Origin of the sequence: Paraburkholderia sp. Ac-20340, from assembly GCF_017104965.1 — a bacterium.
Classification (GTDB): Bacteria; Pseudomonadota; Gammaproteobacteria; order Burkholderiales; family Burkholderiaceae; genus Paraburkholderia.
Map to the genome: position 1 here is coordinate 154,228 of NZ_JAAGPR010000001.1, position 18,606 is coordinate 172,833.

General features: G+C 61.4%; 15 protein-coding genes. 5 read left to right on the forward strand and 10 right to left on the reverse strand.

What is annotated here, in order from left to right; all coding sequences use genetic code 11:
* Nucleotides 1-9 precede the first annotated feature (9 nt).
* Nucleotides 10-534 (forward strand): helix-turn-helix domain-containing protein, encoded by a 525-nt coding sequence (locus G3N59_RS00720; RefSeq protein ID WP_346777832.1) that lies wholly within the window; start codon nt 10-12, stop codon nt 532-534.
* Between the two features lie 31 nt (nt 535-565).
* Here the strand turns inward: G3N59_RS00720 and G3N59_RS00725 are convergent, their stop codons facing one another.
* Both G3N59_RS00725 and G3N59_RS00730 read right to left on the reverse strand, forming a co-directional pair.
* Complete coding sequence (locus G3N59_RS00725) at nt 566-1,000, reverse strand: VOC family protein (protein WP_241023104.1); 435 nt, start codon at nt 998-1,000, stop codon at nt 566-568.
* Between the two features lie 243 nt (nt 1,001-1,243).
* On the reverse strand, nt 1,244-2,485 hold the full coding sequence (locus tag G3N59_RS00730; protein ID WP_205980557.1) for a cystathionine gamma-synthase family protein: 1,242 nt from the start codon (nt 2,483-2,485) through the stop codon (nt 1,244-1,246).
* Nucleotides 2,486-2,678: 193 nt separating this feature from the next.
* Here G3N59_RS00730 and G3N59_RS00735 point away from each other — a divergent pair, with 193 nt between their 5' ends.
* Complete coding sequence (locus G3N59_RS00735) at nt 2,679-5,135, forward strand: TonB-dependent siderophore receptor (protein WP_205980558.1); 2,457 nt, start codon at nt 2,679-2,681, stop codon at nt 5,133-5,135.
* Between the two features lie 44 nt (nt 5,136-5,179).
* Entirely contained in the window at nt 5,180-5,860 is a 681-nt protein-coding gene (locus tag G3N59_RS00740) for a Fe2+-dependent dioxygenase (RefSeq protein WP_205980559.1), read from the forward strand.
* Nucleotides 5,861-5,878: 18 nt separating this feature from the next.
* Here G3N59_RS00740 and G3N59_RS00745 read toward each other — a convergent pair whose 3' ends face one another.
* The 3 genes from G3N59_RS00745 to G3N59_RS00755 all read right to left on the reverse strand — a co-directional run bounded on the left by G3N59_RS00745 (nt 5,879) and on the right by G3N59_RS00755 (nt 9,565).
* A complete protein-coding gene (locus G3N59_RS00745) occupies nt 5,879-7,183 on the reverse strand; it encodes a HAMP domain-containing sensor histidine kinase (RefSeq protein WP_205980560.1) in 1,305 nt (434 codons plus the stop codon).
* Entirely contained in the window at nt 7,173-7,868 is a 696-nt protein-coding gene (locus tag G3N59_RS00750; RefSeq protein WP_205980561.1) for a response regulator transcription factor, read from the reverse strand. The genes G3N59_RS00745 and G3N59_RS00750 overlap by 11 nt, the downstream gene beginning before the upstream one ends.
* Before the next feature lie 266 nt (nt 7,869-8,134).
* Entirely contained in the window at nt 8,135-9,565 is a 1,431-nt protein-coding gene (locus G3N59_RS00755; protein ID WP_346777833.1) for a DHA2 family efflux MFS transporter permease subunit, read from the reverse strand.
* Nucleotides 9,566-9,680: 115 nt separating this feature from the next.
* Here G3N59_RS00755 and G3N59_RS00760 point away from each other — a divergent pair, with 115 nt between their 5' ends.
* Entirely contained in the window at nt 9,681-10,910 is a 1,230-nt protein-coding gene (locus G3N59_RS00760; RefSeq protein ID WP_205980562.1) for an SfnB family sulfur acquisition oxidoreductase, read from the forward strand.
* Between the two features lie 86 nt (nt 10,911-10,996).
* Here G3N59_RS00760 and G3N59_RS00765 read toward each other — a convergent pair whose 3' ends face one another.
* Both G3N59_RS00765 and G3N59_RS00770 read right to left on the reverse strand, forming a co-directional pair.
* A complete protein-coding gene (locus G3N59_RS00765; protein ID WP_205980563.1) occupies nt 10,997-12,016 on the reverse strand; it encodes a sulfate ABC transporter substrate-binding protein in 1,020 nt (339 codons plus the stop codon).
* 223 nt (nt 12,017-12,239) lie between these two features.
* Nucleotides 12,240-13,064, reverse strand: coding sequence for a PhnD/SsuA/transferrin family substrate-binding protein (locus G3N59_RS00770; protein ID WP_205980564.1), 825 nt, complete (start codon nt 13,062-13,064; stop codon nt 12,240-12,242).
* Nucleotides 13,065-13,111: 47 nt separating this feature from the next.
* On the opposite strand from G3N59_RS00770, the gene G3N59_RS00775 reads away from it, so the two are divergent.
* Complete coding sequence (locus G3N59_RS00775) at nt 13,112-14,110, forward strand: fatty acid desaturase (protein WP_205980565.1); 999 nt, start codon at nt 13,112-13,114, stop codon at nt 14,108-14,110.
* Nucleotides 14,111-14,114: 4 nt separating this feature from the next.
* Here the strand turns inward: G3N59_RS00775 and G3N59_RS00780 are convergent, their stop codons facing one another.
* The 3 genes from G3N59_RS00780 to G3N59_RS00790 form a co-directional block, all read right to left on the reverse strand.
* Entirely contained in the window at nt 14,115-15,581 is a 1,467-nt protein-coding gene (locus tag G3N59_RS00780) for an APC family permease (protein ID WP_205980566.1), read from the reverse strand.
* Nucleotides 15,582-15,647: 66 nt separating this feature from the next.
* Nucleotides 15,648-17,060: an LLM class flavin-dependent oxidoreductase gene (locus G3N59_RS00785; protein ID WP_205980567.1), complete on the reverse strand. Its 1,413-nt coding sequence runs from the start codon at nt 17,058-17,060 to the stop codon at nt 15,648-15,650.
* Nucleotides 17,061-17,065: 5 nt separating this feature from the next.
* Nucleotides 17,066-18,310 (reverse strand): acyl-CoA dehydrogenase family protein, encoded by a 1,245-nt coding sequence (locus G3N59_RS00790; RefSeq protein ID WP_205980568.1) that lies wholly within the window; start codon nt 18,308-18,310, stop codon nt 17,066-17,068.
* Between the last annotated feature and the right edge of the window lie 296 nt (nt 18,311-18,606).

Consider the following 18,606-nt stretch of genomic DNA (forward strand, 5'->3'; position numbering starts at 1 on the left):
CGAAACGATATGAGCGATAACGCGACCATGTACCGGAAAAGCTTCGAAGGAATGAACTGCTCGATCGCACGCGCGCTGGAAGAAGTGGGCGAGTGGTGGAGTTTGCTCATCGTGCGCGAGTGCACGCAGGGCACGACACGGTTCGACGAAATCCAGAACCGTTTGGGGATTGCGCGCAACGTGCTTACCGCCCGTCTCGCGCGCTTGATCGAACTCGACATTATCGAGCGTTATCCGCTGGCGGAGCGCGCGAATACCGATGGTTATCGTCTGACCGAAAAAGGCGACGATCTCTATCCGGTACTGGTCGCGCTAATGCAATGGGGTGACCGCTGGCTGGCGAAAAACGGCAAACCGCCCATCGAACTGGTTGACCGCGTCAACGGGCATCCGGTGGAAACGCTCAAGGTGCAAGGCAAGAATAAACGCCGCCTGGGCTTCAAGGATGTGCGCTTCGTGCCTGGGCCGGGCGCGACGGCCACCACGCACGAAGTCATCGATGATCGCAATCAGCGCGTGCTAGGCGAATCCTGATGGTGATAGCGCGCGCCCGAAATTAATGCCCTCAATGATCGAAAGTCCCCTGATATTCCGGCGCCGCATCCACCCGCGTATTCATTTCGAACATCACGCCGCCAGGTGCGCGGCAGAAGAAACGCGAGCCGCGTCCGTTATTGAACACGTCTGTTTCCATCTGCACGCCTTCGGCCTTGAATCGCGCATAGAGCGTTTCTACGGCTTCCAGATCGGGCAATTCAAAGCCAAGGTGGAAATTCTTCGGCCACGCGGGCGTATCCGCGCCGGGCGTATCCGCGCCTGCATGATCGATCACGACGTCGTAGCCCGGGCGCTTGAGGATAAACGAACTGTCCCAGCTACCGGCGATCGTAAAGCCCAGATAGCGCTCGAAAAAAGCCGCCGTGGCCTGGGTATCGGCTGAGGGAAAGCTCAGATGATTGAGCTTCATGGTTTGCATCACATCTTGAGTGGCTTCTTTCATGGTCTGTCTCGCTTGCTGTGGCGGCGGCACAATTGCTGCGCCATTCAGTGAGAACAGAATAAGAGAAGCGCCTGGCTTCGCATACTCGCATTGCCGCTCCATGCGCGGCGCAACGAAAAGCCCTTGCTACAAGGGTCTTTACGACGAAAAGGCAAGCTGAGGAAAGTCGATGCTCGCGTTTGGCGGGATGCGGGCGGGAAGGTCGGCCCGGCGAAAACCGGGCCGACCGGAAACTACATGGCGTTAAGCCGCAAGCGCGAGCGCCTGCGAGAAGTCCGCGATCAGATCGTCGATATCTTCGATGCCCACGGACAGACGCAGCATGCCGTCCGAAATCCCCATCGCCTTGCGCGTTTCGGCGCCGGCTTCAAAGAAGATCGTCGGCGCGACGGGAATGATCAGCGTGCGCGTGTCGCCCAGGCCGGTGGCCTTGATCGGCAATTGCAGCGCGTTGACCACGTCGACCATGCGTTCCGTGTTGAGCAGCTCGAACGACAGCAGCCACGACGAGCCCTTGAACAGCGTCTGCGCGACTTCGTATTGCGGATGGCTCTTCAGGCCCGGATAAAACACCTTGCCGATCGCCGGATGCGCTTCGAGGAACTGCGCGAGCGCGAGCGCATTGTCGCTGCTCTGCTTCACGCGCAGCGCCAGCGTTTCCGCGCCCATCGCAATGGTGTGCGCCTGTTCGGAAGACAGCGCCGCACCCATGTCGCGCAAGCCCTTCTTGCGGATCTGCAGCAGACCCTGGTCCTTCGCAGCCGAGCGGCGATAGTCGTCGGCGATGTTCGGATACGCGCTCCAGTCGAACAGACCCGTGTCGGTGACCGCGCCGCCCAGCGCCGCGCCATGACCCGCGATCGTCTTCGTCAGCGAATTGATGACGAGGCTCGCGCCCACGGCCTTCGGCTTGAACAGGGCGGGCGAGGTGATGGTGTTGTCGACGACATACACCACGCCATGCTCGCGGCACACCGCGCCAATACCTTGCAGGTCGGGAATCTGCGTGCCCGGGTTGGCGACGGTTTCGACGAACATCATGCGCGTGTTCGGGCGGATGGCGCTCTTCACGTTCTCGACATCGCAGGCGTCGACGGTCGTGACTTCGACGCCCAGCGTGCGCAGCGTGCCGAACAGGCTGTTGGTGTTGCCGAACACGTAGCGGCTGGAGACGATGTGATCGCCCGCGCGCAGCAGCGTGAGGAAGGTGGCCGTGATCGCAGCCATACCGGTGCCGAAGCAGATCGTGCCGACGCCTTCTTCCAGGCTCGTGATCTTGCGCTCGAGCGCGGCCGTGGTGGGCGTGCCCTGGCGCGCGTAGTTGAAGCCGCCTTTTTTCGTGCCCTGAAACACGCCGATCAGATCCTCGACGCGTTCGAAACCGTATTGCACCGAGGTGTGGATCGGCTGGCGCACGCCGCCGTGCTCGCTGCCCGAAATCCGGTCGCCGTGAACGATGCTGGTGGTGAAGCCTTGCTTGCTCATCCTTTCTCCGCTTGTCTAATCCGCATTCAAATCGGCATTGAAATCTCTAACCTGTCGGCGATTATCGCCTGTAACCGGTGGGTCGCGAAGTCCTGGGCGCGGCTGGGAGCCTGACCCCGTCTTAACATTTTCTTGAGACGCCCTTGCTTACCATTGCAAATCACAATCATTCTTATTTGCATTAGGTGAGTACATGCAGTTGAATCGGGGAACGTGGGGCCGGCCGTCCAGCCTGCTGGTGAATCTGCTGGGCGCGACGCTCGGCTGCGCGGCGGTGCCGTCGGCGCACGCACAGGCGGCCCAGACCGCACAAGTCGCTCAAGCCACACAAACCGCTCAAGCGGCGCAAGTCGCGCAGACAACGAGCGCGGACACAAAAACCAAGGCCAAAGCGGCTGAAGCCGCGCCCGCCAAGGCCGGCGAGACGCTGCCCACGGTCGTGGTGAGCGGCAAATCGTCGGCGTATCAGACGCAGTTCGTCCAGTCCGATCTGTTCACCGCGCCCATTCTCGACATGGCGCAGAGCGTCGCCATCGTGCCTAAACGCGTGCTGGACGAGCAGCAGGCGCAGAGCCTGCAGGACATCCTCAAGAACGTGCCGGGCATCACCTTCACTTCGGGCGAGGGCAATCTCGGCTGGGGCGATATGTTCACGATTCGCGGCTTCTCGGGCGAGCAGAGCATCACCATCGACGGGATGCGCGATGCCGGTCTGGCGAATCGCTCGGATACCTTCGATGTCGAGCGCGTCGAGGTTTTCAAGGGCACCGGCACGATTGAATCGGGCGTGGCCGCGCCGGGCGGCAGCGTCAATCTGGTCACGAAAGAGGCGCATCTGGGCGATGCGTATCATCTCTCGACGACGCTGGGCTCGGCCCGCTATCGTCGCGTGACGGCCGATCTGGACAAGCAGATCGGCGAGACTTCGGCGCTGCGCCTGAACCTCATGCGCCACACGCAGGACGTGGACGGCCGCGCGATCGTGCACGACGACCGCTGGGGCGTGGCGGGGTCGCTCGCCATGGGGCTCGGCACGCCTACCACGGTGACGCTCGATTATCTGCATCAGCAGGACAACAACGTGCCCGATACCGGCGTGCCGATCGAGCGCGGCACGGGCGGCCAGCGCATGCCGGGCGTGCCCAGCAACGGCTGGTACGGCGACCCCGATCTCTACAAGGATCATTCGACCACGGACCGCGCGAGCATCCGCATCGAGCACGAATTCAGCGACAACCTGCGCATCTCCAACTTCACACGCTGGGAGCAGACCGATCGCACGACGGTGCTCGCGCCCGCGCGTTTCAATTCGACTTCGGGCACGTCATACGGTTATGTGGGCACCGGTTCGCTCGTGACGAGCGCTTCGGGTGTGCTGTCGTACAGCGGCTATGCGGCCGACCCGAATCTGTCGTCGCTGGCGGTGTTGCGCGGCAGTAATTACGGCACGTCGAAGCGTTACGACATCGTTGCGAACGAAACCAATGTGAACGCGTCGTTCGACACGGGCGGCGTGCATCACGATCTGGTGGTGGGCGCGGAGTTCTATCACGAACGTTATGGCGATCTGCCGCGTAGCGTGATGGCGCCATCGACGAATCCGGTGATGGATCTCACCAACGCCTACGGCACGAGCATGAGCGGCGTCTCGACGATGGAAGGCACCACCGGCGATTACGCGGCGGTCAGCGACGGCGGGGTCTACGTGCGCGATACCGTCACGCTCACGCCGAAGTGGATTCTGGAAGGCGCGGCGCGTTACGACCGCTTCTCGGTGAAGCAGGTGAGCGGCGCGGCCAATGCGCATAGCGTGGCGCGCAGCAATGACGGCGCGTTTAGCGGGCGTATCGGCGTGACGTACAAGCCGTTGCCGTTCGGCAGCATTTACGCGAGCTATAGCCGCGCGTCGCAGCCCTCGGCGGTGGGCGCGTCGACCAATAACGTGATTTACGGCGATACCTCGAGCGCGAGCGCTACCCTGAAACCGGCCGTCGCGCAGACCTGGGAAGTGGGTTCGAAATGGGACTTGCTGGAGCGCCGTCTTTCGCTGACCGGCGCGCTCTTTCGCACGGAGTTGAGCGATTCGTGGGATTACGGCGATACGACGTCGAGCGTGGTGCGTGCGTTGCCGCCCAAGCGCGTCGATGGCATCGAACTGGGCGTGTCGGGCAACATCACCGATAAATGGTCTGCATTTGCAGGGGTTGCAGCGATGCGCGGGCGCATCACCAAGGGCGCCAATGCAGGCCAGCGCCCGGCCAATGTGCCCAATGCGACCTTCAATATGTGGACCACCTATGAAGTGACGCCGAAATTCTCCGTGAGCTATGGCGTGCAATACGTCGGCACGCGCCGCTATACCGACAATGAATACGTGGGCGGCCAGAGCAATAACAGCAGCACGGTGAGCGGTGCGAGCGGCACGCATCCGACCTATGTGTACGACGCGGAAAAAGCGCCTGCTTTCTGGCTGCATTCGCTGGCGGCGCACTACACGGTCAGCAAGAACCTCTCGTTGAGCCTGAATGTGCAGAACCTGTTCAACAAGTTCTATTACTCGGCGATTGGCGCCTCGCTCGACGGCTTCCAGCTTTATGGCGTGCCGGGTGCGGGCCGTACGGTGCTGCTGTCGGCGGACGTGCGTTTCTGATGGCCGCGTAGAAGCCCGTCAAGGCGCATAGAAAGGATAAATCGATGATCGTGGAAATACCGGGCGTCTTTAGCCCGCAGGAATCGGCCGTGCTGGTCGAACGGTTGCGCGCCGCGCAATGGGTCGACGGCAAGGTCACGGCGGGCGCGCAATCGCAGCGTGTCAAACAGAACCGGCAACTGGCAGGCGACGACCCGCTCGCGCGCGAAATTGGCGATGACATTATCGACCGGCTCGCGAAGGATGCGGTGTTTATGTCCGCTGCGCTGCCCAAGCGCATTTATCCGCCGCTATTCAATAGCTATACGGGCGGCGAGGCGTTCGGTTTTCATATCGACAATGCCGTGCGCGGTATTCGGGCTTCGCGTGAACGGGTACGCACGGATCTTTCGGCCACGCTGTTTCTGAGTGATCCGTCGACTTACGACGGCGGCGAACTCGTGATTCGCGATACCTATGGCGAGCAGCGCGTGAAGCTGCCCGCCGGGCACATGATCCTGTATCCGGGATCGAGTGTGCACAAGGTCGAGCCGGTGACGCGCGGCGAGCGTATCGCCTCGTTTTTCTGGGTCGAAAGCCTGGTGCGCGAAGATGCGCAGCGCTCGCTGCTACTCGATATGGATGTCGCGATCCAGCGCCTCACGCAGCAGCAGGCCAGCGACGATGCGCTGATTCAACTCACAGGTTGCTACCACAACCTTTTGCGCATGTGGGCCGACTGCTGACGTTTTATCGCTGCGTCATCAGCGCTTCGACAGATCGATCAGGAAGCGCGTGCCCTGGCCCGGTGCGGTGTCCAGCGTCACGCGCCAGCCCTGGTGTTCGCAGATGCGCTGCACGAGCGAAAGGCCGAGGCCCAGGTTGTCGCTGTTCGCCGCGCCGCCGCGCACGAAAGGTGAGAAAACGCGGGGTTTTACGGTATCAGCGATACCTGGGCCATCGTCGGCGACTTCGAATGTAGTTGCGCTTGCACGTAGGGCGATGCACGTGCCGCTGGCGGCGTGCTGCAAGGCATTGCGGATCAGATTGGAGAGCACGATGCGCAGCAGCGCGGCCGGATAGTAGGGCGCTTGCGCAGCCGCATTCTGTGGCGCAATGGCGCTTTCCATGCGTAAACCGATTTGCGTCGCACGTGGCGACCAGTGAAGGACTTCTTCATTCACGACGGTGGCGATATCGCTTTGCGCGAAGCCGTCTGCTGCGGCGTTGCCGCGCGAGAGCATCAAATAAGCCGCAAGCTGCTGATGAATCTCGCGCGAGGCCGCGTGCATGCGTTGCAGTTTCGCGCGATTCGCAGCGGGCAGCGCAGGATCGTCGAGCAGCAATTCACATGAACTCGATATCACCGTGAGCGGCGTGCGCAACTCGTGGCTCACATCGGCGGTAAAGAGTTTTTCGCGCTGCAATGCCGCTTCGAGCTGGTTATAGGTGATGTCGAATGCCGCCGCGAGACGGCCGATTTCATTCTCGGGATAAGCTTGTGCCAGGCGCGTTTGCGGCGGCAGTTCGGGACGCGTGACGACCTGTTCCGCGAGTCGCGTGAGCGGCCGCAGAAAGCGCCGCGTGAGCGCGCCGCCCAGCAAAAACGCCACCAGCAGGCCGCCGCCCACGCTGCACACCGTTACCCAGTGCGAGTGCGCGCGACGTTCTTCAAACGCGGTGTAATCGCGTAGCAGCATGTAGCGCACGCCGTCGCGATCGTCGGCCATGACGTGCCAGTCGCGGTCGTTGTGCTCGAGGCGAGTGAAGCCGGGCTCGACCTGACGCAGCCAGCGCGGGAACGTGTCGCCGCCGGGTTCGCCGTGAAAGAAGCGGTCGGGACGGCCTACGTCCTTGCCGGAGAGAAACTCGCCGCGCACGCGTTCGAGCGCCATGCCCATGTCGATCTGCTGAAGATGCCGTTCGAGCCGGTTGACTGTCCACATCGATACCAGCGAAAGCAGCCCGCCAACCAGCACGGCCAGCACCAGATAGGTGAGCACGAATTCGCGCGCGAGCGTGCGCCGTCCGCCGCGCGGCGGCGTTTGAGCGGCGAATTCAGGCGTCATCGGCGGGAGTGTCGGGCGCGCGCAATTGATAGCCGACGCCATGCACCGTATGCAGCAGCGCGTGCGCAAAAGGTTTGTCGATCACCTGACGCAATTGATGAATATGCGTGCGCAGACTGTCGCTATCGGGCGGCGAATCGAGCCAGAGCGACTCTTCCAGCTTGCTGCGCGCAACCACGGCGGGACTCGCTTTCATCAGCATTTTCAGCAGCGTCATGGGCGCGGGCGGCAGGCGCAGCGGCTGGCCCGCGCGCGTGAGTTCGCGCGTGTCGATATCGAGCACGAGATCGCCAACCTGCAAGGTACGCGCGGTCGAACGGCTGCGCGGACGCTGCATGAGCGCCTTGACGCGCGCGCCCAGTTCCGCGAGCGCGAATGGCTTGATGAGGTAATCGTCGGCGCCGGCGTGAAAACCGGTGAGCCGGTCGTCGAGCGTATCGCGCGCCGTCACCATGATGAGCGGCGTTTCGCAGCCCGCATCTTCGCGTAGACGGCGGCACAACTCATAGCCGTCGAGGCGCGGCAAGGCCAGATCGAGAATGATGACGTCGAATTCGCCCTGCGCAGCCAGCGTGTAGCCGTGCATGCCGTCCATTGCGCAATCGACGATGTAATTTCGCGCGCCGAGATAACTGGCGATATTGCCGAGAATGTCAGGATCGTCTTCGATCGCAAGAATACGCATGATTGACCGGAAAAGACCTGTGATTAAGTACGACGCGCGATTTTATCATTTTGAGTCGATATCGATGGCCAATCGCGTCGAATAGCCCTGCTTTTAAAGCAGGCATCCTGATTAATGAATTTGCACCTGGGCGGGGATTGATCGGGTGCTTATTTTTATCCGCATATTACAACTAACTGCCAGTTTTTTCGGGCACTGTTTTAGCCGCGCGATCCTTACCAGGATCGCGCGGCAACCAGCTTGTTTGCCAGCGAGTGAGTTTTAGACTAACGCGGTTGCGCGGGGACGATGCGCATCGGCAGATAGAGCGTGAAAACGAAGCACAAGAGATGGAGCAATGCCAGCGCCAAGAAAGCGGCCAGAAAATGATGCGGTAATGCTGTTGCCGTGTGGCTCGCAGCCGACGAAAGCGCTATCGAAACCAGCGTCGTTGCAAAGGGGCCGCCAATGCGTTGAGCGATATTGAGCGCGGTATTGGCTACGGGCATGCGTGCTTTGGGAAGCGAAGCATAAGCCGCCGCAATCGCGGGTACGCTGATGGTGCCTTGCCCCAGACCTGTGACGAAAAGGCTCAGCGCCGCCCAGACCGGCGAGTACGCGTGGATGCTCATCCACACGAATACGAGCGTGCCGATCAACGCCAATAGCGCGCCGCCTGATGCAACCGGGCGGCATCCGAATCTATCCGTTAGCACGCCAAGCACTGCGAACGAACCCATCATGCCGATGCCAATCGCAGCGACAAGCCAGCCTGCTTGCGCGGCAGACAGCCCGCATCCGGCGATAAGAAAAAGCGGCACAGCAAGCTGACGACCGAACAACATGCCGTTAGCGAAGAATTGCGTGAAGGCGGCGACGCGGAACAGGCGCACCGAGAAAATGCGAACGTCGATCAGCGCGGAATCGCCTTTGTTAAGTGCATGTTTGACAAAGGCAGCAAGCAGGACGATACCCGCTGCGATACACGCAATGCCTTCGAAATCCGTTGCACTCTGCAAGCCATACACCAGCGCAACGAGGCCCGGCGAAATCAGCGCAAAACCTGTGTGGTCGAATTGGCGCGCTTGCGTAATGGCTGTATCTCGCGGCAACATCCGCGCGGCTAATGCAATACCCAATGCGCCAATCGGCACGTTGACAAAAAAGAGCCACGGCCACGATGCGTGCGCGAGTATCGCGCCAGCCAGCACGGGCCCGAGGATCGGCCCGAGCAGAATGGGCAGCGTCGTATAGCCCATCACGCGCTGCATGTTCTTGCCGCCTACACGTCCTATCATCATCTGCGCCATCGGTGCGAGCACGCCCGCGACGAGCCCCTGAAAGAGTCGCGCGCCTATGAGCATCGCGATGTCGTGTGCCAATCCGCAAAGCGCGGATGCCAACGTGAACGTGGCGAAGCCGAACAGATAGAGACGCCTGGCGCCCACGCGGTCGACCAGCCAGCCGTTGAGCGGCAGCATCAGCGCCATCGCCAGCAGATAGCCGCTCACGATCCACTGCGTTTGCGCGATGGGCGCATCGAGCGTGCGGCCGATCGTGGATAGCGACACGTTCACGAGCGTCGCGTCCATCTGCGCCATGAACGAGCCTATCGACACGACAAGCGCGACTTTCCAGATGCGCGGGTCGATGCGCGAGGGCGTAGGCGTGCCGGTCATGTCCTGCTGGTTCTCGCTATTGGGTTTCTGTCGAAACACGAATATAACCGCTCGAACGTGCCACGCCACGGAATATCGATCTGCCAATCGCTCGTTTGGCGCGCGCGAGGTTCGTTGCTAGATTGTCCGCACCTTCATTGACGCGGAGAAAATCATGGCAGAGACCGGAGAGCAGGGCCAGCACGCAGGGTTGCAGGCAGGCGTGCATGTCATCGCCACCGACGAAGAGGCGATTGCCGTCGCGCGCGAGCTCGCCGCGCGTCTCGCCCAGGGCGCCGCCGAGCGCGATCGCGAACGGCGTTTGCCGCGCGAAGAAATTGAATGGTTTTCGCAATCCGGGCTGTGGGCGATTACGGTGCCGAAAGCTTATGGCGGCGCAGGCGCCTCATTCGTCACGCTGATGGAAGTGATCAAACTCATTTCCGCCGCCGATCCTTCGCTGGGTCAATTGCCGCAAAATCACTTCGGTCTTGTCGATGTGATTGCGCTTACGGGCACGGAGGAACAGAAGCGCTATTTCTTCGGCGAAGTGCTGGCGGGCAAGCGATTCGGTAATGGTTTTTCCGAAAAGGGCACCAAGAACGTACTCGATCTGAAAACGCGCGTGCGCCGCGATGGCGACGATTACGTGGTGGACGGCACCAAGTTCTATTCGACGGGCGCTCTATTCGCGCATTACGTGCCGGTGCTCGGGCTCGACGAAACGCGCCGTGGCTGGCTGGCCTATATTCCGCAGGGCACACCAGGGCTGACGATTACCGACGATTGGTCCGGTTTCGGCCAGCGCACCACGGCAAGCGGCACGGTCACGCTGGACAATGTACGCGTGGGTGCCTCGCATGTGCTGCCTGCGTACCGCGTCTCCGATCTGCCCACGCTGAACGGCCCGGTTTCGCAGATCATTCAGGCTGCCATCGACGCGGGCATTGCCAAAGGCGCAATCGACGATACGCTGGCTTTCGTGCGTGAACGTTCGCGCCCATGGGTGGATAGCGGCGTGGAGCGCGCGAGCGACGATCCTTTAACGGTACGCGAAATCGGCCGCCTTTATATTCAGTTGCATGCGGCCGAAGCGTTGCTCGAACGATCGGCAAAGCTGCTCGATGAAATCGCTGCGCAGGAAACGGTCAGCGAAGACGATGTGGCGCGCGCATCGGTAGCGGTGGGCGAGGCCAAAGTGCTCACTACCGAAGCCGCGCTGCTCGCCGGTGAAAAGCTATTCGAGCTGGCGGGCACGCAATCGACACTGGCTGCGCACAATCTCGACCGTCACTGGCGCAACGCGCGTACGCATACGCTGCACGATCCTGTGCGCTGGAAGTATCACCTCGTCGGCAACTATTATCTGAACGGGACGAAACCCGCGCGTCACGCGTGGAATTGAGTAAGTTTCGCGGCAGGCACGTTGCATAAAAAGCGGGACGGGCAATCGAATGCTCGCCCCGCTTTTTGATTGCCAGTAATACGGCGTTACTTGCGATCGGAATAGATCTGGTCGAATGTGCCGCCATCGGCGAAATGCGTGGCTTGAGCCTTTTGCCAGCTACCGAAAACCTGTTCGACCGTGAATGTCTTGAGCGGCTTGAATTCGTCGGCGTGTTTAGCGAGCACGGTTTTATCGCGCGGACGCAGATGATGTTGCGCGATGATTTCCTGCGCGGCAGGCGTGTACAGATACGTCAGGTAGGCCTGCGCTTCCTTGCGCGTGCCGCGCTTGTCCACCACCTTGTCGACAACGGCAACGGGCGGTTCGGCCAGCAGACTCGTCGACGGATAAACGGCTTCGAAGTCCCTGGCGTTATCGCCTGTTTCAATCAAGCCGACTTCGTTTTCGAAGGTGACCAGCACATCGCCGATGCCGCGCTGCGTGAAGGTCGTCGTCGCGCCGCGTCCGCCTGCATCGAGCACGGGCACGTTCTTGAGCAACGCGCGCTCGAAATCGAGCGCCTGTGCATCGCTTGCGCCTTGCAGCTTGCGAGAGCCCCACGCGGCCAGATAGGCGTAACGACCGTTGCCCGAGGTCTTCGGATTGGCGATCACCACCTGCACACCGGGCTTGACCAGATCGCTCCAGTCCTTGATGTGTTTCGGGTTGCCCTTGCGCACGAGAAACACCATCGTGGTGGTGTACGGCGCGCTTGCATCGGGCAGGCGCGTGCGCCAGTCGGCGGGCACGAGCTGGCCGCGTTCGGCGAGCAGATCGATATCGTTGGGCTGGTTCATGGTGACGACATCGGCCTGCAGACCTTGCAGCACAGAAAGTGCCTGCGCGCTGGATGCACCATGCGACTGGCGGATTGACACGGTTTCGCCGGTCTTCTGTTTGTACTCGGCGATAAAGCTCGCGTTGATGTCCTTATAGAGTTCGCGCGTGACGTCGTATGAAACATTGAGAAGCGTAACGTCTGCATGCGCGAGCGGTGCGGCGAATGCGGTGCCTGCAACGATGCTCGCGCCAATAAAGCGCACGGCGCGCCCGATTCCATTCATGGTGGTCCCCGAGTGATCTGTTCGATGATGTCGATGTGATGGCGGCAGTGCCGCCTGGACGAACCATTTTATCGACGGCGTGCGTACGCCTTATATCGATCGCTGCGTTGCTTTCCCGAATTGGCGATAAAGCCGCTCGTGCCGGCACAGGTTATATCGATGTGCCGAATCGTTATTGGCGTGGTGTGCACTGCGTTTTTATACTGCGTCGAAGGTTTGGCGATCAGACCAGATTAGGGTAGCTGAATGTGCAGGCTTCATCGGCGAACTGCTGGATACGCGCGTAATCGGCGGGCGCAAGACGCATGAAGCCACGCAGGCGCAGTGTTCGTGCGCGTGGTGGGTCAGCCGCGCACGCATGGTCGAGCGCATCGCGCAGCAAGGCAGCCTGTTGTTCCGGCAAGCTGCGCGAGGCGATGAGGGGCAGGCCGGGCGCGGCGGCGCTCATACCAATCGTGCAAACGTTTTGAAGCCATGCCGGCAGTGCATCGCGCACGTAGGCCAGTGTCACGCAATCTATGGCGGCCACATCCGCTTCGCCCGCGTTCAACGCGCGCAACGCGTTCAGATGGGAGCCAACCCACTTAACCGAAGAAAAGAAGCGGCCCGCATGAGCGAGCGGCGCAATGGCGTGACGCAAGGCGTTCATGCCGCTATGTGAATCCACGCTGTTGCAGGCCGCACGCAGACCGCGGCAGGATTCGAGCGAGTGTGCGCCCTGATCCCATGCTTGCCGCGATACGACGAACACGCTGCGATAAAGCGGGCCATCGCAGCCTTCTGCATCGAATACCGGCGTGGCGAGCAGATGCACGGTATCTGCGATGCCCAGCAGGCGATACGGAAAACCGCAAGTCTGCGAAATCAGCAGATCCGGGCGACGCCAGAACGCGAGCAGGTCGTCGGGGATATCGGCGGGCAGATTCACATCGCGTGGGCCACCCGCGCGAGCGAAAGTATCGAGCGTGTCACGCAGCAACGCGCGCCACAGCGCGTCGTGCTGCGGCGTGACGTTGTACATCGGCAAGGCGGCGATCCATTGGCTCATCGCGACAGTTTAAGCAATTGCGGGCGACTTTGCCCGTGCGGGAAATCATGGCTGAATATTTCGATGCCGATCACGCGCGGGACGTTGCCGCGCTGCAGGCGGGTTTCACTGCCCGCACGGAATGGCCCACCTGGCTGTTGATCGCGGCTGTCTATGGCGGCTGGAGCGCCACGGTGTTGCTGGTGCGAAACCACACGCTGCCGCTCGCGGGAGCCACACCCATTTTCATCCTGCTGTGTGCGTGGCATATGTCGATGCAGCATGAACTCCTGCATGGTCATCCAACATCATATGGATGGCTAAATAAGATGATGGGTTATCCACCGCTGGCAATCTGGTTTCCCTATACGCTCTATCGCGATACTCATCTCGAACATCATCGCGACGAAGCGCTCACGCTGCCCGGGCTCGACCCAGAGAGCAATTATGTGCCTGGGCAGCAGTGGCAAAGCTGGCCGCGCTGGCGCCGTGCAATGTGGCACGCACGCAAGCGCTTTGTGAGCCGCATGCTGGTTGGTCCGCCGATGAGTGCTGCGGCCGTCGTTGCCGCTGCGTGGCGTGCGCTGCGCGACGGTGATCGACGCTATATACCGATGTGGATCGCGCATGGGCTCAGCGTTTGCTTCTTGCTGTTCGTGCTCGATCGTTGGGCGGGAATTCCCTGGTGGTATTACCTGCTGGCCGTCACGTGGCCTGCGCTTTCACTTGCGACGATCCGCTCGCTCTACGAGCATCGCGCGGCGCCCGAGCCCAAGGCGCGTATCGTCATCAACGAAGCAGGGCACGTTATGCGCCTGCTGTTCCTGAACAACAATTACCATCTCGTGCATCACGATCTGCCCGCGTTGCCGTGGTACTTGCTTGGACGTGTCTATCGCCTGCGTCAGCAGGACTATGCGAGAAAATGCGGCTATTTCGTGATTCGCGGCGGCTACGGCGAACTGTTGCGCCGCTACGCCTGGCGCGCCACCGATGCCGTCGTGCATCCATTCGACGCGGCGAACGAAACGCACGACGTTCAGGGCAAGGCGCAGATTCCAGCCTGATCAATCAGGCTGCCGATGCAAGTGCACCGGTTTTCTCCTCTTGTTGCGCACCTTCGTCTGCAAGTTCGGCTTCGATATCGTGCAGCCGATGCGGTGCGAAGATTCGCAGCGCGATGAACCAGGCGAAACCGGCGGCCAGCAGCGCGGCAAACACATAGGGAAGGACCGCATACGCACCCGGCGCGGCCGGATAGATGCTGCCGACGAACGGAATGCCAATCAGCACCACGGCAATCACACTGATCGCGATATGCTGCGGCTTGAGTTCGCCACGACGGTGCAGGAACACCGGCGCAGCAACGGCGACGATCACATAAGTCAGCAGAAAGCCGAACGTGGCAATCGTGCTGAGATAACCATAAGCGTCGAATAGCGACGTGCCGTGCCATTGAAACACCACGCCCACGACGAGCGAAAGCAGCGCAAGCAGCGTGACGGCGACGTGCGGCGTGGCATTGCCCGCGTGAGCGCGTCCGGTGGCGGAATGCAGCAATCCTTGACGCGCGAAAGTGTAGAGCAGTCGCGCCGCCGCATTGATCGACGAGAAGAACGCGGCGAAGAAACTCAATGCGACGCCCGCGTCGATCAGCACGCCGAGTGCGCCAAGATGGATACCGTGCGCGACGGCGGAAAGCGGTGCGTTCGCCTGGTCGAGCGGCGTGGCCGAGCCTTGAAACAGCGCAACCAGCCCATACGACGCGACGAGAAACAAGGCGGCCGGTCCCAGAATACTGACGATCACCGCGCGCGGGATCAGCCGGAACGGCTCGCGTGCTTCCACACCCAAAGCCGTCACACTTTCAAAACCCGTGAAGCTGAAAAAGGCCAGCACCATGCCCAGACGCAATTGATCTGGCTTCACGGCGGCTAGTGTGATCTGTTGCGGATCGACCCAACGGCGGTGCAGAAACAGCGCCGCGCCAATCACAAACAGAATGAGTACGACGGTGCTGATCTCGATCCAGAGCGTCGTGCGCGTCGATAGACGGATATCGCGCCACGTAATGAACCACGCGCCGACCGTCACCGCTACGGTGATCGTAACGGTCGCGACCAGTCCCGTGCCCGCCACGCCTACGCCAATGTCCTTGAACAGCACGACGACTTCGTTGACGGTGCCTTGCAGAATGCCCGCCGCGCCGATACCGTAGGCAATCAGCAGCGACCAGCCCGCGACGACGCCCCAGATCGGGCCGAGTCCGCGTGCCGCGTAGGTGTACAGCGCGCCCGGCGATGCCGTGCGTTTGGCGAACTGCGTAATGCTCCACGACGCAAACAATAAGCCGATGGTGGCAAGCAGATAGGCGAGCCAGGTGCCGTTACCGGCCGTGGCGAATACGGCCGGAATCAGCAGGCCAGCACCGCCGGCCGCGCCGACAAGACCAATCGATTGCGCAATTAATTCGGATAGCGAAAGATAGCCGCGCCGCAAAGCGCCGCCATCTCGCGCCTGAGCGGCGAGTTCGGACATGATGTGATTCCCGGGAAGTGTTTCTAAAGGAGGGGTCCCGCGCCGGGCGACGCGGGACTGATTTCATCAAGCCGTTTCGGCGGTTTCCGCGTGCTGGGCGACGGCCTCGCGCTTTACGCGTTCGATATCGCGGTACTGGGCGGCGGGGTGATCGTCCGGCAGTTTGGCGCCGTCGCCGAAGAGCTTTTCGCGCAGCGTGCCGGGCGCATACTCGCGCGCATACACACCGCGACGCTGCAATTCCGGCACGAGATGCTCGACCACATCCTCGAAGGTTTCGTGCGCGATTGCGTAGGCCAGATTGAAGCCATCGACGTCGGTGAACTCGACCCATTGCTGGAGAATATCCGCGACCGTGCTGGGCGAACCCACGAATACCGGGCCCAGGCCGCCTACACCGCCCCAGCGCGCCAGTTCCTCGATGGTCCAGGCCTTGTCGCCGCCTGCCAGATGTTCGACGGCCGAAACGATCGCATTGGTTTGCACGCGGCGCACGGTGTCGGTCGGCAGATACTGGCCGAAGTCGATGCCGGTCCAGCCCGACATGAACACGAGCGAGCCATCGTAAGAGACGTGGCGCTGGTAGTCCTCGAACTTCGCCTGAGCCTTTTCGTCGGTTTCGTCGACGATCACCGTGACAAGGTTATAGATCAGCAGCTTGCGTGGGTCGCGGCCCGCGAGTTCGGCCTGCCGGCGCACTTCGGCCACGTAGTCGCGCAACAGCGTCTGCGTGGGCGCGGCAACGAACACACATTCCGCGTGCTGGGCGGCAAAGGTTTTACCCGGCCCTGACGCGCCCGCCTGGAACAACACGGGCGTACGTTGAGGCGAAGGTTCGCAAAGATGATAACCAGGGACTTCGAAGTATTTTCCCTTGTGGCCGATCTCGTGGACTTTCTCGGGATGCGTGAACACGCCTTTTTCCCGATCGCGTACCACTGCGCCATCTTCCCAACTGCCTTCGAAGAGCTTGTAGAGCACTTCCACATACTCCGCCGCCACTTCATAGCGGTTGTTGTGATCGGCGAGACCGCCCTGGCCCACGTTCTTCGCGCCGCTTTCCAGGTAGGACGTCACCACGTTCCAGGCGAGTCGTCCTTTGGTGTGATGATCGGCCGTGGAAAGGCGGCGCGCGAAAGTGTAGGGATGCTCGAAGCTGGTCGACGCCGTAATGCCGATACCCAGATGCTCGGTCGCCAGCGCCAGCGGTGCAGCAAGCTGGAGCGGATCGTTGACGGGAATCTGAGCGGCCTGATGCAGCGCGTGATAATTGCCGCCCTTATAGACATCGTAATAGCCGATCACATCGGCGATAAAGATCGCGTCGAAAATACCGCGTTCGAGAATCTTCGCGAGATCGGTCCAGTATTCCAGATCCTTGTACTGCCACGAACGATCGCGCGGGTGGCGCCACAAACCGGGCGACTGATGGCCCACGCAATTCATTTCGAAGGCGTTAAAACGGATGTTTTTGCTCATGGCGCTCACTTGCTCCCACGGCCAGGGCCGTTGCCGATCTGCCAGACGAAGGGCGGTTCCGTGCCATTGATGGTCCAGTCGCCCACGATGCGGGCCTTATAAACCAGCGGATTGTGCGACGACACCGTACGCGCGTTGCGCCAGTGGCGGTCGAGGCGAAGCCGCTTGCTGATGGCCGAAGCGCCCAGCGCATCGAACAGATGCGTGGCCGCGCGCAAAGCGAGTTCGGACGTCACAAGCTGGCTTTGCGCCGAAGCGATTTCGGCATCCACATTGGCTGCGCGTTCGGCTGCTTCGTCGCCGCCGAAACGCGCCTCATAGGCGCGCTGCGCGGGTTCGGCCGATTGCAGCGCGACGGCCTCGGCGGCATAGGCCCACGAGGCGATCTCGCCCACCACCTGCTGGATCTGCGCATCTTCGCTCACGTGCGGCGCGTTGCCGTGGCTATAGACGCGCGTGCGGTTGCGCACGAGTGTGGCGGCATCGCGCTTCACGGCTTCGGCGATACCCGCGAGCGTGGCGACGTGAAAGAGTTGATAGAACGCGGTCTGGTATTTGAAGCGGCGTTCGAAGTCGATGATATTGCGCGCTTCGACTGTAGCGTCCTTGAACAGCGTGGTGCCGCTGCCCGTGGTCGTCTGGCCGAAGCCGTCCCAATCATCCTCGCGCACGACGCCGCCTTGCTGCGTGCTCACGGCGGCGATCACGTCGCTGCCGTCTTCGGCGCGCTGGGCGTAGACGTCGATCCAGTCGGCGTAGATCGTGCCAGTACTGTAGTACTTCGAACCATTTACAAAGTAATGGCCATCGCGCTGGGAAACCTTGGTGTTCGTCTGCCCGACGGCCACATCGCCCACTTCCGACCATGCGCTGCCTACGATCTGGCCGCTCACGAAACGGTCGAACCAGAGGCGCTGATCGGCATCGGCCGGTGCGTTCAACCAGTCTTCGACAAAGGCGAAATGCGCGCGCAGTGCTTGTGGCAGATTCGAATCGGCGGCGGCCAGTTCGATCAGCAGGCGGAACAGTTGCGGGATGGACGCGCCTGCGCCGCCATATTGAACAGGAATGCGCACTGCACCAAAGCCCGCTGCCTTGAGTGCTGCAATGGCTTCGTGCGGCAGGATGCGTTCACGGTCGCGCTCGGCGGCGCCGCGTGCGATGTCGGCGAAAATCGGGCGGAAACGGGCCGCGAGCGTGTCGTAATCGGTGCCCGTGGAGCGTGCGATGTCGGGTCTGGATGCAGTCATGCTGTCTTCCTCTGAGCGGTCTTGGGCGATGGAGACATGGGTTCGTCGATAAATAACCCATGAATAGCGAATGAGTTTGCCGATGGTGTGAGCGACGAGTATAGAAAGCCGCGCAGTCGCGTTCCAATAACGGATTCTCGAAACGATATGGGCGTTATCGATTTGCGTTGGCCCCAATTGCGTTGACCGCATTGGTTATCGCTTTCTCTGCTTTCCATGTGAGCGAATCTTGGTTCTGTTCCCGTGTGGATTTTTCTAAGCTCGGAGATTACGCGGCCATGCCGTCCAATACGACA

Coding starts and splice junctions, on each gene's coding strand:
- G3N59_RS00720 (WP_346777832.1), top strand. CDS start 10: ATGAGCGATAACGCGACCATGTACCGGAAAAGCTTCGAAGGAATGAAC.
- G3N59_RS00725 (WP_241023104.1), bottom strand. CDS start 1,000: ATGAAAGAAGCCACTCAAGATGTGATGCAAACCATGAAGCTCAATCAT.
- G3N59_RS00730 (WP_205980557.1), bottom strand. CDS start 2,485: ATGAGCAAGCAAGGCTTCACCACCAGCATCGTTCACGGCGACCGGATT.
- G3N59_RS00735 (WP_205980558.1), top strand. CDS start 2,679: ATGCAGTTGAATCGGGGAACGTGGGGCCGGCCGTCCAGCCTGCTGGTG.
- G3N59_RS00740 (WP_205980559.1), top strand. CDS start 5,180: ATGATCGTGGAAATACCGGGCGTCTTTAGCCCGCAGGAATCGGCCGTG.
- G3N59_RS00745 (WP_205980560.1), bottom strand. CDS start 7,183: ATGACGCCTGAATTCGCCGCTCAAACGCCGCCGCGCGGCGGACGGCGC.
- G3N59_RS00750 (WP_205980561.1), bottom strand. CDS start 7,868: ATGCGTATTCTTGCGATCGAAGACGATCCTGACATTCTCGGCAATATC.
- G3N59_RS00760 (WP_205980562.1), top strand. CDS start 9,681: ATGGCAGAGACCGGAGAGCAGGGCCAGCACGCAGGGTTGCAGGCAGGC.
- G3N59_RS00765 (WP_205980563.1), bottom strand. CDS start 12,016: ATGAATGGAATCGGGCGCGCCGTGCGCTTTATTGGCGCGAGCATCGTT.
- G3N59_RS00770 (WP_205980564.1), bottom strand. CDS start 13,064: ATGAGCCAATGGATCGCCGCCTTGCCGATGTACAACGTCACGCCGCAG.
- G3N59_RS00775 (WP_205980565.1), top strand. CDS start 13,112: ATGGCTGAATATTTCGATGCCGATCACGCGCGGGACGTTGCCGCGCTG.
- G3N59_RS00780 (WP_205980566.1), bottom strand. CDS start 15,581: ATGTCCGAACTCGCCGCTCAGGCGCGAGATGGCGGCGCTTTGCGGCGC.
- G3N59_RS00785 (WP_205980567.1), bottom strand. CDS start 17,060: ATGAGCAAAAACATCCGTTTTAACGCCTTCGAAATGAATTGCGTGGGC.
- G3N59_RS00790 (WP_205980568.1), bottom strand. CDS start 18,310: ATGACTGCATCCAGACCCGACATCGCACGCTCCACGGGCACCGATTAC.